This window comes from Haladaptatus sp. ZSTT2 (assembly GCF_037081775.1).
Lineage (GTDB): Archaea > Halobacteriota > Halobacteria > Halobacteriales > Halococcaceae > QDMS2.
In genome coordinates this window covers 1,613,304-1,625,880 of the sequence record NZ_JBAMHQ010000001.1, presented here as the reverse complement: position 1 = coordinate 1,625,880, position 12,577 = coordinate 1,613,304, and the positions used below count along the sequence as shown (strand labels likewise).

Annotated in this window: 14 protein-coding genes; 6 read left to right on the top strand and 8 right to left on the bottom strand. The window is 62.0% G+C overall.

Going from position 1 to position 12,577, the window contains the following annotated elements:
• Positions 1-33 precede the first annotated feature (33 nt).
• A complete protein-coding gene (locus tag V5N13_RS08855; protein WP_336360472.1) occupies positions 34-297 on the bottom strand; it encodes a hypothetical protein in 264 nt (87 codons plus the stop codon).
• 78 nt (positions 298-375) lie between these two features.
• Here V5N13_RS08855 and V5N13_RS08850 point away from each other — a divergent pair, with 78 nt between their 5' ends.
• From V5N13_RS08850 to V5N13_RS08840, 3 genes are all read left to right on the top strand, one after another.
• Positions 376-2,112, top strand: a complete 1,737-nt coding sequence (locus V5N13_RS08850; RefSeq protein WP_336360471.1) for an excinuclease ABC subunit C — start codon at positions 376-378, stop codon at positions 2,110-2,112.
• A gap of 40 nt (positions 2,113-2,152) precedes the next feature.
• Positions 2,153-3,274: an SPFH domain-containing protein gene (locus V5N13_RS08845; protein WP_336360470.1), complete on the top strand. Its 1,122-nt coding sequence runs from the start codon at positions 2,153-2,155 to the stop codon at positions 3,272-3,274.
• Positions 3,275-3,367: 93 nt separating this feature from the next.
• Positions 3,368-3,850 carry a GNAT family N-acetyltransferase gene (locus V5N13_RS08840; RefSeq protein WP_336360469.1) on the top strand — a complete coding sequence of 161 codons (483 nt, stop codon included), beginning with the start codon at positions 3,368-3,370 and terminating at the stop codon, positions 3,848-3,850.
• A gap of 1 nt (position 3,851) precedes the next feature.
• On the opposite strand, the gene V5N13_RS08835 is transcribed toward V5N13_RS08840, so the two are convergent.
• Positions 3,852-4,457, bottom strand: a complete 606-nt coding sequence (locus V5N13_RS08835; protein WP_336360468.1) for a ribonucleotide reductase N-terminal alpha domain-containing protein — start codon at positions 4,455-4,457, stop codon at positions 3,852-3,854.
• 236 nt (positions 4,458-4,693) lie between these two features.
• On the opposite strand from V5N13_RS08835, the gene V5N13_RS08830 reads away from it, so the two are divergent.
• Positions 4,694-4,912, top strand: coding sequence for a hypothetical protein (locus tag V5N13_RS08830; protein WP_332897540.1), 219 nt, complete (start codon positions 4,694-4,696; stop codon positions 4,910-4,912).
• Here V5N13_RS08830 and uvrB read toward each other — a convergent pair.
• The 5 genes from uvrB to V5N13_RS08805 form a co-directional block, all read right to left on the bottom strand.
• A complete protein-coding gene (gene uvrB, locus V5N13_RS08825) occupies positions 4,909-6,954 on the bottom strand; it encodes an excinuclease ABC subunit UvrB (protein WP_336360467.1) in 2,046 nt (681 codons plus the stop codon). The two genes, V5N13_RS08830 and uvrB, sit on opposite strands and share 4 nt — an antisense overlap.
• 42 nt (positions 6,955-6,996) lie before the next feature.
• Complete coding sequence (locus V5N13_RS08820) at positions 6,997-8,307, bottom strand: MFS transporter (RefSeq protein ID WP_336360466.1); 1,311 nt, start codon at positions 8,305-8,307, stop codon at positions 6,997-6,999.
• Between the two features lie 51 nt (positions 8,308-8,358).
• Positions 8,359-8,514, bottom strand: coding sequence for a hypothetical protein (locus tag V5N13_RS08815; RefSeq protein WP_332897537.1), 156 nt, complete (start codon positions 8,512-8,514; stop codon positions 8,359-8,361).
• Positions 8,515-8,569: 55 nt separating this feature from the next.
• Positions 8,570-9,199 (bottom strand): rubrerythrin family protein, encoded by a 630-nt coding sequence (locus tag V5N13_RS08810; RefSeq protein WP_336360465.1) that lies wholly within the window; start codon positions 9,197-9,199, stop codon positions 8,570-8,572.
• A 105-nt stretch (positions 9,200-9,304) separates the two neighbouring features.
• Positions 9,305-10,159 carry a sulfurtransferase gene (locus tag V5N13_RS08805; RefSeq protein WP_336360464.1) on the bottom strand — a complete coding sequence of 285 codons (855 nt, stop codon included), beginning with the start codon at positions 10,157-10,159 and terminating at the stop codon, positions 9,305-9,307.
• A gap of 310 nt (positions 10,160-10,469) precedes the next feature.
• Here V5N13_RS08805 and V5N13_RS08800 point away from each other — a divergent pair, with 310 nt between their 5' ends.
• Both V5N13_RS08800 and V5N13_RS08795 read left to right on the top strand, forming a co-directional pair.
• Positions 10,470-10,652 carry a hypothetical protein gene (locus tag V5N13_RS08800; protein WP_336360463.1) on the top strand — a complete coding sequence of 61 codons (183 nt, stop codon included), beginning with the start codon at positions 10,470-10,472 and terminating at the stop codon, positions 10,650-10,652.
• Positions 10,653-10,754: 102 nt separating this feature from the next.
• Complete coding sequence (locus V5N13_RS08795; RefSeq protein WP_336360462.1) at positions 10,755-11,537, top strand: sulfurtransferase; 783 nt, start codon at positions 10,755-10,757, stop codon at positions 11,535-11,537.
• Here the strand turns inward: V5N13_RS08795 and V5N13_RS08790 are convergent.
• Positions 11,534-12,538, bottom strand: a complete 1,005-nt coding sequence (locus tag V5N13_RS08790; RefSeq protein ID WP_336360461.1) for an AI-2E family transporter — start codon at positions 12,536-12,538, stop codon at positions 11,534-11,536. The genes V5N13_RS08795 and V5N13_RS08790 overlap by 4 nt on opposite strands.
• Positions 12,539-12,577 lie beyond the last annotated feature (39 nt).

Sequence of the window (12,577 nt, the reverse complement as noted above, 5' to 3'; positions counted from 1 at the left end):
GGCTCATGTGTTGAGCGAGTGAAAAATTTTGTGTCACACCTCGTCCGTGGGATTGTGACGCGCTGCCATCCGCGTCGCTTCTTTCTCGTATCGCTCACGGGTTGCTTCGTCTTCGACGGGATACACGTCGCTCGCGTCTACGTCGATGGCCGCGGTCACCGGAATCCGACCGAGTGCGCTCGCCGCCCGCTCTTTCGGGAGATGGCGAGTTCCGTCCTCGGTGGCGTACACGAGCGAGATCAGTCCCTTGTCGTCGTAGGTTCGGTGGACGAGCCAGAGGCGCATTGAATCGGTCATGTCGGGTGGTCAGACCGCCCTGTGCTTGTATCCCACGGTAGCGAACGGTTGAAACGCTTCGAGATGTTCGAGTCAGGTATGGACGTGGCCGCCCTCCGTGAGCAGGCTGCAACACTGCCCACCGAGCCCGGTGTCTACCAGTTTTTAGCGGGCGGTACCACGCTCTACGTCGGAAAAGCGGTCAACCTGCGCGCTCGGGTGCGGTCGTACGCAGACCCCCGGAGCTACCGCATCGGCCAGATGGTCGAGTTGGCAGAGACGATCGACTACGCCGTCACCGACACCGAGACGCAGGCATTACTGCTCGAAGCGAATCTCATCAAGCGCCACCAACCGAAGTACAACGTCCGGCTGAAAGACGACAAATCCTATCCACTGGTCCAACTCACGGGCCACCAGTTCCCGCGCATCGAAGTCACGCGCGACCCCGAGGCAGGCGCGACCGTCTTCGGGCCGTACACCGACCGCCGACGCGTCGATGCGGTGGTGAAAGCCATCCGCGAAACCTACGGCATCCGCGGGTGTTCTGACCACAAGTTCGCAGGCCGAACCCGTCCGTGTATCGACTTCAACATCGGGCTGTGTACCGCACCGTGTACCGGCGAAATCACCGAGGACGCCTACGTCGGGGACGTCGACGCTGTCATTCGATTTTTCGAAGGTGAAAGCGGCATCCTCACCGAACCGCTCGAAGCCGAGATGGAGCGCGCCTCGCTGAACCGGGAGTTCGAGCGGGCCGCCAACCTCAGAGACCGCCTCGAAGCCGCCAAACGGTTCCACGGCGGTGGCGGCGATGTTGTCGCCAAATCGGGCAGCGAGATGGTCGTGGACGTCCTCGGCGTGGTCATCGAAGGCGAGACCGCCACGGTTGCCCGCCTCCACAGCGAACGCGGCCAGCTCGTGGAGCGAAAACAGTACACGATGACTGCCCCCGAAGGTGACGAAGAACGGGTGGCAGCCGTCCTCGCCGCGTTCATCCCGCAGTTCTACGCCGAACGCGAGTTACCGGACGCGATTCTGCTGCCAGAGCGCCACGAAGACCCGGAACTCGACCGGTGGCTGGAGGCAGAGGGCGTCTCGGTGCGGGTGCCGGGGGCAGGAAGGGAGGCGACGCTCGTTGATTTAGCGCTGAAAAACGCCCGCCGGTCGCCTGCCACTGACGAGGGGAGAGCGCTCGGTGACGCCCTCACCATGGGGCGCATCCGCCGCATCGAGGGGTTCGACGTGAGCCACGCACAGGGCAAAGCCGTCGTCGGAAGCAACGTCACGTTCGTCGATGGCTCTCCCGAGAAATCGGACTACCGTCGGAAGAAACTCACCGACACGAACGACGACTACGCGAACATGCACGACCTCGTCCGGTGGCGGGCAGCCCGCGCCGTCTCGGGCAGAGACGACCGCCCTGACCCCGATCTCCTGCTCATCGACGGCGGGGAAGGGCAGTTGAACGCAGCGCGCGAGGCGCTCGCTGAGACCGGCTGGGACGTGCCCGCGATTGCGCTCGCAAAGGCCGAGGAACTCGTGATAACGCCCGATGGCACCTTCGACTGGCCGTCGAACGCACCGCAACTCCACCTGCTCCAGCGCGTGCGCGATGAGTCGCATCGCTTTGCGGTGCAGTACCACCAGACGCTCCGCGACGAGGTGAAAACCGTTCTCGACGACATCCCGGGTGTCGGTCCCGAACTCAGGAAGCGACTCCTCCGGCGGTTCGGGAGCGTCGATGGTATCAAAGCCGCCTCAGTGTGCGAGTTGCAAACCGTCTCTGGCGTCGGGAAATCGCGGGCAGAGACCATCAAGCGCCGACTGCAGTAGGCAGGCCAACAATTAACTCAGTGACACGAGAATCGAGGGTATGGACAGTTTCTTCTACGAACTGGGGAAGCGCTCTACGGGCCCCGACCTAAGCGGCATCGGGCGAATCGTAGCCCTCGTCGTCGCCGCGTTTTTCATCCTTGGCTTTCTGAGCGTCCTCGACACCACCGCAATTCTCGGCATCCTCGCGCTCGGTGCAGCCGCCGTCATCGTCGCAAAGTCGGTCGTCATCGTCCAAGCCTACGAAAAGCAGGCGCTCACCATCTTCGGTGAGTTCCGCGAACTGCTCGGTCCCGGCATCCGGTTTGTCCCGCCGTTCGTCTCCCAGACCTACGCCTTCGACATGCGCACCCAGACGATGGACGTGCCCTCACAGGAGGCCATCACACGCGACAACTCGCCGGTCGTCGCAAACGCCGTCATCTACCTCCGCGTGACCGACGCAAAGCGGGCGTTCCTCGAAGTGGACGACTACATGCGCGCCACGTCGAATCTGGCGCAGACCACGCTGCGAGCGGTGCTCGGGGATATGGCGCTTGACGACACGCTCTCCCGGCGACGCGAAATCAACGACCGCATCCGCCGCGAGTTAGAGGGGCCGACCGACGCGTGGGGCGTCCGCGTCGAAGCCGTCGAGGTGCAAGCCATCACGCCGAGCCAAGACGTGGTCGCCGCGATGGAAGAACAGACCTCCGCAGAGCGCCGCCGCCGGGCGATGATTCTCGAAGCCCAAGGGGAACGCCGGAGTTCCATCGAGCGGGCGCAAGGGGACAAAAACTCCTCAGTCATCCGCGCACAGGGGGAAAAACAGGCCCAGATGCTCGAAGCCCAAGGCGACGCGATTGCGACGACGCTCCGGGCGCGGGCCGCAGAGTCGATGGGCGAGCGTGCCGTCCTCGATAAGGGCTTAGAATCGCTCGAAGCCATCGGGACGAGCCCCTCGACCACCTACATCATGCCCCAAGAGCTCACCTCGCTCGTTGGGCGTTACGGCAAACACCTGACTGGGAGCGACGTGAGCGAGGGCGGTGAAGAGCTGCTGAGCCAAGCATTCGACGCCGAAACCCGCGAGCTGCTCGGACTGGACGACATCGACGAGATTCTCCAACAAGTCGAGAACGCGGAGGGAGCAGTGCAGACAGAGGAAGTCGAAGCAGAGTAGCGAACGTCGGTGCAAACTGCAACCAAACTGTCGATAACCCCACCGAACTGGTGTTTCTGTCCTACTCAAGCCCGCACGGAGCGACAGGACTGTATGGAGATTCGACCCGCAATCCCTGACGATTTCGCTGGCATCAAGGCCGTGGCCCACGCCGCATGGAAGGCCACCTACGCGGACGCCATCGACGGAGAAACCATTTCCCGAACCGTCGAGGAGTGGTATTCGGAAGGTTCACTCCAAGCCATTCTTGATCAGCCCGAGACCGACTTCCTCGTTGCAGACGACGGCGGTGTCGTCGGCTTCTGCCATGGCTACATGGACGACGGTGAAGGAGACATCGTTCGCCTGTACACCCATCCTGACCGCTGGGACGAGGGAATTGGCTACCGACTCTACGAACGCCTCCGCGACGACATGCGCGACTCGAACGTGCCCGAGATGAAGGCCATCGTGGTCGAAAGCGACGAGATGGCGCGCACGCTGTTTACCCGGATGGGCTTCGAGCAGTCGGGGTCGGGGAGCGTGAAAATGGGTGACGAGACGGTGAGTGAACTCGTCTACTCGCGGGCAGTCTGACCTACCAGTCAATCGTCGAGAGTACGTCGTAGTAATCGACGGCGTGGTCGATTCTGCGCTGTTCGTCCTCGGGAAGGGCGAGCGTCATCGCCACGCGCATCCAGCACGTCTGGGGGAGTTCGGGTGGCTCTCCGCCTGTCGTTCGCAAGAAGGAGTCGCTCGTGAGCGTTTCGAGCGCCCGGTAGCCGAGGTCTGCGTCACGGGCTGGAACAAGGCAATCTGCGAGTTCCTGAAGATTGTACTCACCGAGGCGTTCAACGAAAACATCCCGAGCGATGCCCTCGCGGATGCTGTCTCTGAAGTGGGCGCAGTAGGCTTCGGTGAAGGCGTCGCTTCCCACCGTGTGGCCGAGCACCTGCTCGTAGCATCGGTCCCGAAACAGGGTGGCAGCGAGGGCTTCGAAGCCCGGTTCGTGCTCACTGCGCGCGAGGAGTGACTGGATGAGAACCGCGTACAGTTGCTCGCGGTCGGCTTCCGGCGAGAGGCTGCGTTCTGCCTCGGCAACGAGGTCGTCACGCAGGTCAGCCGGGAGGCGGTCTCCGAGACTGGGTCGGTCGAGTATCGAGCGAAGGGTGTCGGTGTGTGGTGGTGAATGGTGGTGTGTCATGTCTCAAAATCAGCCGCGGCGTCGGTCGAGTGTCACCACTCGTGAGCGCGAGCTAACCACCGCTCGAAACCGTGAGCGGCCGCGACGTTCGTGCATGCTGTGGTGCCCCGGCAGGACGGTTAAACCTTTCCAATATTAGTTTCACTAATACAAATTTAGTTGTTATTCGGGGAAGTGAGTGCAAGTGCTCCTGTACAGCCCCAGCATTTTCATGAATCGAGACGCGACACGCGGACATGAGCTACACGTGGCAGTACTACGACCTCGTGTTGGTGGGAATCGCGCTGGCGATGAGCCTCGGCGTCGGTGTCGGGGTACTCACGACGATGGCGCTCACGACGAGCGTGACGCTCGCGGGACTTGCTGCAATCGGCATTATGGGCCACGCACTGTTCGTAAACGGCCCGGTCTCAGAGCCAAGTGACCTCACCGACGAGGTCCAAACGCTGAACTAGACTTCACCGGGCGCGGGGACGCCGTCGTCGGCACCGAGGTTGAACTCCTTTCTGAGTTTGTGAATCCGGTCGCGGATATCAGCCGCCAACTCGAACTCCAGATTGTCCGCCGCCTCCTGCATCCGGTCTTCGAGTTCGAAGATGAGGTCGAGTGCTTCGTCGTCGGTTTCGGGCGTGACGCGGGCGACGTTGCGCTGTTTTTTCTTGCTTCCCGGCAGGCTCGTCTTCCCCACGTCCTTCTCGATGGTTTTCGGCTCGAAGCCGTGGTCTTCGTTGAAGCGCGTCTGAATCTCCCGGCGGCGCTGGGTCTCGTCGATGGCCGTGCGCATCGCGTCGGTCACGTTATCGGCGTAGAGGATGACCTCGCCGTTTACGTTGCGGGCGGCCCGCCCCATCGTCTGGATGAGTGTGGTCGAAGACCGCAAGAAGCCCTGCTGGTCTGCGTCGAGGACGGCGACGAGTGAGACTTCGGGAATGTCGAGGCCCTCGCGCAGGAGGTTGATACCAACGAGTACGTCGAACTCTCCGAGGCGAAGCCCGCGAATCAACTCGTGGCGTTCGAGCGTGTCTGTCTCGTCGTGCATGTACTCGACGGCGACGCCCGCCTCCTCGAAGTACTCGGTCAGGTCTTCTGCCATCCGCTTCGTGAGCGTGGTCACGAGCACGCGCTCGTCGCGTTCGGTGCGCTCTGCGATGCGGTTGAGCAGGTCTTCGACCTGCCCCTCGGCGGGTGAAATCTCCACCTTCGGGTCCACGAGGTGGGTCGGGCGAACGATTTGTTCGACAATCTGGTCTGAGTGCTCGCGCTCGTAATCCGCAGGCGTCGCGCTCACGAACAGCGTTTTTGCCGTCTTCTCCTGGAACTCCTCGAACGTCAGGGGACGGTTGTCGTAGGCCGTTGGCAACCGAAAGCCGTTGCCGACGAGCGAGTCTTTACGCGATTTATCACCCGCGAACTGGCCTTTGATTTGCGGGAGCGTGACGTGCGATTCGTCGATGACCGTCAGAAAGTCGTCGGGGAAGTAGTCGAGCAGCGTGTACGGCGGGTCGCCCACGGTGCGGTTGTCGAGATGCACCGAGTAGTTCTCGATGCCAGAACAGTAGCCCGTCTCGCGCATCATCTCTAGGTCAAAGGTGGTGCGCTCTTCGATTCGTTGGGCGGCGATGAGGTCGCCCTTGCGCTGGAAGTAGCTGATGCGGTCTGCCAGGAGGTCTTCGATTTCGGAGATTGCTTGTTCTAAGCGCTCTTCGGGAATCGAGTAGTGCTCTGCGGGGTGGATGAGGACGGCCGGTTCCGTGCTCTTGACCTCGCCCTCAAGCGTATCGACCTTCAGCATCCGGTCGATTTCGTCGCCCCAGAACTCGATGCGAACGGCGTAGCGGCCGTACATCGGGAACACTTCGAGGGTGTCGCCGCGCACCCGGAACGTCCCGTTCGTGAAGTCGACGTCGTTGCGGTCGTAGTTCAGGTCGACCAGTCGCTTGAGAACCTCGTCGCGGTCTAACTGCTGGCCCTCCTCTAAGCGCAGCGCCATCGACTCGTAGTTATTCGGGTCACCGAGGCCGTAAATCGCAGAGACCGAGGCCACGACGATCACGTCGTCGCGGGTCAGCAGCGAGCGCGTCGCAGAGTGGCGCAAGCGGTCGATTTCCTCGTTGATGGAGGCGTCTTTGTCGATGTAGGTGTCGGTCTGTTCGATGTACGCTTCGGGCTGGTAGTAGTCGTAGTAGGAGACGAAGTACTCCACCGCGTTGTCCGGAAAGAGGTTCTTGAACTCCTCGTACAACTGGGCGGCGAGCGTCTTGTTGTGGGCGATGACGAGCGTCGGCTTCTGGATTTCTTCTACGACCCAGCTCACGGTGTTGGTCTTCCCAGAGCCGGTCACCCCGAGCAGGGTCTGGCGGTCCATCCCCTCGCGGAAGCCCGCCGCGAGTTGCTCGATTGCCTCAGGTTGGTCACCCGCGGGGTCGAACGGCGCGTCCACCCGAAACGGTCGCCCCTTTCCCGGTTTGTCGGGAGAAAGCGGGCCGGAATCACTCATTGGCAGGTGTTGGGCCCCAAGCCACTTGACCTGTGTGCCCGCTCAGAGCACGCCGCCTGTCGAGAGCGTGAGCGACGACCAGCCGTGTTTCCGAACGTGCAACGAGAGGGCACAGAGCAGGGAAATCGCCCCGGCTGCCATCGCGATGGTGAACGCCACTCGGTAGCCGAGGTCCGTGTAGATGCGCGACCCGGCAACCGTCTCGCCCGTCCAGTAGGCGTCGAGGGCGATGCCCATCACGGTGGGAAACACCGCGGCACCCGAGTACGCGATGGTGTTCACCGTCCCCGTGGAAACGCCACTTGCGGCGCTGTCGTGACGTTCTTTGATGACGGTGTAGGCAATTGCAAAGCCACCCATGAGGAAGCCCAACAGGAAGAACATGAGCGCGACGAAGGCGAGTGGTGGCGCGCCAAACACGACAACGACGCCGATAATGGCCGTGTAGGCAACCCCCGCAACGACGAGAATCGCCGTCCGGTTTTCGAGGCGGTCGGATATCCACCCGAACGTCGGCGGCCCGATGACCAGCCCGACGCTCCCGAGAAGGGTGTAGGTGGACGCAGTCGTGACCGAGACGCCGTACTGCTGGACGACGAATGGAACGCCCCACAGCCCAAGCAGCGTGATATTGACGCCGATGACACAGAACAACATCGTGCCTGCGAGCCACGTTTCGCGTTCGCTGAGAACGCCTTTCAGATTCGATGCAACGTCAGAAAGCGAAAGCGACGGTGAGGACGGGACGCCGTCGATTGGTTCGAGCCCCGCCTGTTTGGGGGTGTCGCGAGCGAGCAGATAGATTGCGATGGCGAGGAAAAAGCCAAGCCCACCGAGTGCCATGACCGTCTCGCGCCAGCCAACGGTTGTGACCGCGAGCGCGAGCGGTGTCGTCGCGAGGATGCCGCCGAGGCCAGAAAAGCCGACGGTCAGGCCGTTCAGCGTGGCGAACTCCGTCGCCCGATACCAGTTTGCGACAAACCGGAGGATGGAGATGTAGATGACCGACGCGCCGAGGCCGAGCAGCGCACGGCTCACGAAGGCAAGCGCGTAGGTGTTAGCGACCGCGAACGAGAGTGCGCCCACGCTCATCACGAGGACGGCAATCGTCGCCGTCTTGCGGATGCCAGCGCGGTCTACGAGCACGCCCGACGGCAGTTGCAGGGACGCGTAGATGTAGAAAAACGCGGCATGCAGGGTTCCGAGGCTCGCGCCCGTAGTGTCGAACGCGCGCATCAATTCCTCTGCGAGCACGGCAGTTGAGAGCCGGTAGAGACTCACGAGGAGGAACGCGACCGCGAGGGTACCCCACACCAGCCAACGGCGTCGTGACGGGTCAGACCAGAGACTCACACGTAGGTGTGTCACAGAGTGTCGTAAAAAACGTTCACGAAGCGGCAGGTGTCAGTACTCGAACGGCAAGTCGTTCGGGCGTTCTGCGGCCACCCACCAGAGCGCGTCCTCGCGCGGATGGCGACGTTTGACGTGGTCGTCGAGCAGCAGGCGGTTCGAGAAGTCGCGGCCACAGCGCGCACACCGATGATGGTTGTTGTGTGGCATACTAGCTCAAACGACGGCGAGGAAAATGAAGCTGTATTCTGCCGAGCCTGAAGGTTCAGCAGACCGGTTTCGGGTTCACGCCCATGCTTTCGAGGGCGTCGGTGTATTCGCCATAGGCCGCCTGCAGCGCCTCGCTCGCGGCGTCAAGGGCGAGCGCCCAGTCTTCCTCTGTCTCACAGAGGGCACCGAGGGCGGCAACCGCCTGTTCCTCTTGGTCGTCTAAGTCGCTCGCGAGGTCGCGGAACAACTGCGACGTTTTTGGGTCTGCCTTGCCGACGAAGAAGCCGACCAACTGCTTTTTCGAGGCGCGGGCGGCGAGCACGCGGCCACAGAAGCCCCCGAGGCGAGGAATCGACTCGTCGAGATCGCGGAGATAGTCCTGAATCGCTGGCACGCGATCACCGACATCCTCGTCGCCGAGTTTCCCGACGACCTGCTCGTAGTGGTCGTACTCGTCCGCGGCGGCAGCCTCGAAGACGGCGCGGGCGGTGTCGGCTTCCTCCGAGTCGGCCCACGCCTCGAACGTCTCTGCGGCGGCGAGTTCCGCGGTCGCGGCGGCTTTCAAGACGGGTATCTTGTCGAGTTCGCCGTGGGTGTCGGCGTACAGCGCCTTCGAGGAGCCAAGCCGGGACAGCGGCGTCTTGTTCTCCTCACGGACGGTGTCGAGGAAATCCTCCGGAGTCATAGCATTCTCTACGATTGCTCGTCGGATTTATCCATCGGTCGCGGAGAACGGGCCGCACCGCACGCAGTGGCCGAATATCAGCAGAAAAAACGGAGTGTCTGTCGCTTAGTTGCCGCGCTCGATTGGGGCGTCGACGAGGTTGCCCCACTCGGTCCACGAACCGTCGTAGTTCACGACGCTGTCGTAGCCGAGGAGTTCGGAGAGGGCGAACCACGCAATCGAGGAACGCTCACCAATACGGCAGTAGGTGACGACCTCCTGGTCGTTTTTGATGCCCTGACTCTCGTAGAGTTCGCGGAGTTCGTCTGCGGACTTGAACGTGCCGTCGTCGGTGACCGTCGCGGCCCACGAGATGTTCGACGCGCCGGGGATGTGGCCGCCGCGCTGTGCGGTCTCTTGGAGGCCTGGTGGGGCGAGAATCTCGCCGGAGAACTCTTCTGGGCTACGAACGTCGACGAGCGGAACGCCGCGGTCGATGGCCTTCTCTACGTCCGTGCGGTAGGCGCGGATGCCCTCGAACGGACCGCGCGCGGTGTACGTCTGCTCGCTGTATTCGGGGACTTCGTCGGTGGTTGGGTAGTCGTTTTCGACCCAGTAGTCGCGGCCGCCGTTCAGGAGGCGCACGTCTTCGTGGCCGTAGTACTTGAACTGCCAGTAGGTGTAGGCGGCGAACCAGTTCGAGTTGTCGCCGTAGAGGACGACCGTCGTATCTTCGGTGATGCCGTGGCTCCCAAGCAGGCTCTCGAAGTCTTCCTTTTCGAGGATGTCTCGCTGGACCTGGTCTTGGAGCTGCGTTTCCCAGTTGAAGCCAACCGCGCCCGGGGCGTGGGCGTCTTCGTAGGCTTCCGTGTCTACGTCGACCTCGACCAGTCGATAGGCAGGGTCGTCGCTCTGGAACTCATCTAAGTGGCTCTCCACCCAGTCTGCGGAGACAAGGACGTCTTTTGCGTAATCGCTCATGAGTGCGCTTACACCTAGGCGAGCGACACACATAGTAGTACCACTTAAGGCAGGTCCGGCCCCTCCTCACGCGTCCCAACAAATATTACCGACATACGTGACGCGACACAGCACGCGAAAAACCGGTGGGCAAGAGCGTAAGCCTGCGTCTCTACAGGATTGGTCAATAAGGCACGTCCCCACAGAAGTCGGAAGTCGCGGTAACACGTTCTGGTATTGCAGAGGTGTCAGATTTCACGCGAGCAAAGACCACCCGCAGCGACGGTGGTGAAAACGGTATTTTTACAATAGTATAAATGAAGTATTATTTATGCGCGCTCGGAACGTCGGTGGGAGTGGCTCCGTCTTATTTGGGGCGGCACAACTGCTCGCCGTTCCGGGATACTACGGCCTCAGTCAGAACGTTCTCAGCCTCGGTGTGGGCTGTGCGCTCGTGGCGTTCGGCGCGGTACTGGTGTTCCACCGCCAAACACAGTCTCACAGAGGCCGTTAGAGTCAATCGCCGTCCCTGTTGCAACATTCTCCGCAACTCCGAACTCGCGGGTAATTCACGCGCAGGACGAAGGTTAAAGCGTGGCCCCGCATGCCATTCTGTATGGACGAAACCATCGTTTCGGCGGCGTGGGTTGCCGAACGACTGGCCGACGTAGACCTCGTGGACGTACGCGACGCGTGGGAGTTCGGCGGGATTGGCCACCTCCCCGGAGCCGTGAACATCCCCTACGACAGTTTCCGCGACGAAGACGGCGGCGACGAAGGCATGCTTCCCGGCGCGGAAACGTTTTCAAAACTCATGCAGGACGCAGGTATCTCCCGCGATGACCACATTGTCGCCTACGACGACACCCACGGCGTGTTCGCCGCCCGGTTTCTCGTGACCGCAGCACTCTACGGCCACGACCCCGCAAAGCTCCACCTCCTCTCTGGCGACTTCAGCGCGTGGCAACTCGACTACGAGACGACGAGCGAGACGAGCGAGCCAACGCCGAGCGACTACGAGGCGACCATCCCCGACGACCGACCACTGATTGACGCAGACGAGGTGGCCGCCGCCATCGGCACCGACACCGTCATCATCGACACGCGCGAGCAGTGGGAGTACGAAGAGGGCCACATCGAAGGCGCGGTGCAACTCGACTGGCGTGAGCTGGTAGACGACGAGACCCGCGGCATCGTCGCGCCCGAAACAGCGACCGAGATACTCGAAGCGAAAGGCATCGTCCCCGAAAAGCCGGTCATCCTCTACTGCAACACCGCCCGGCGCATCAGCCACACCTATCTCGTCCTCACATGGCTTGGCTTCACCGACCTCTCGTTTTACGAAGGAAGCCTCACCGAGTGGGAAGCGCGCGGCATGGAAATCGAATCGGACAGCTAAAACAGCGACCCCTGTCGCATCTGCCGGTCTGAGAGCAAGTCGATTGCCTCGACGAACACCGCGATGACGAGCGGCCCGGCGATGAAGCCCATCACACCCACGCTGAGGATGCCACCGACGAACCCGATGAAGTAGAGGCTTCCCGGCAGGTCTGCGGTTCGCTCTGCAAGCCGCGGGCGAATGAGCGCGTCGGGGACGAACGCGATAACGATGAGGCCAAGCGCGAACACGGCAAGGGCCGCGTTCACATCGCCAATGCTCACCTGATAGGCAGTGAGTGCCACCACCAACACGCTCGGGCCGACGATGGGGATGAATTGGAAGATACCCGCGATGACGGCGAGAGCGAAAAACGACTCGTAGCCGAGGAGGAAAAACACGATGAGCGCGAGGACGAACGTCCCGAGCGCAGTCGCCCCCTGTAAGATGTAAATCGCAAACAGCGTGTCGCGGATGCGCTCGTGGAGCGCGATGACGATGTCGTGATACGCGGGCGGAATCGGGCGGAAGATGGCGGCCGCGACGCCGCGTGGCTGGAGGAGGATGGCGAACACGAGAAAGGTGAACAGCGCGGCTTTGAGCGCGAGCACCGGCGCGGCTTGAACCCCAGTGATGGCGAGGTGAGTCAGCGTGTTGTTCGCATAGAGAATCGCATCTTCGGTGCGAATGACGTAGAAAAACTCGCTGTATCGAAGCACGATTTCGGGCGGGAGGTTCTGGATGAACTCAGCGAGTTGGAGGCGACGGAGGTAGATGACGATGCCAATCGGTGCGAGCACGCCAACGAGGCTCAAAAAGGCGATAACCGTTGCAAGGGCGCTCGCGTAGCGTGGTTTGAGGTGGTGGGTGACGAGCCGTTCGCGGAGGGGAAACAGGACGTAGGCGACCGTGATGGCGAAGAACACCGTGGCGACGACGTCCGCGAGCAAAACCGCGGCGAGCAACGCGATGAACGTAACTAACCCGGCGAGAACGTACTGGCGCTGGCCGCTGTGTGACACAGCAACAGTCAGTCGGCAAGTAATAAAATACTAGGTATA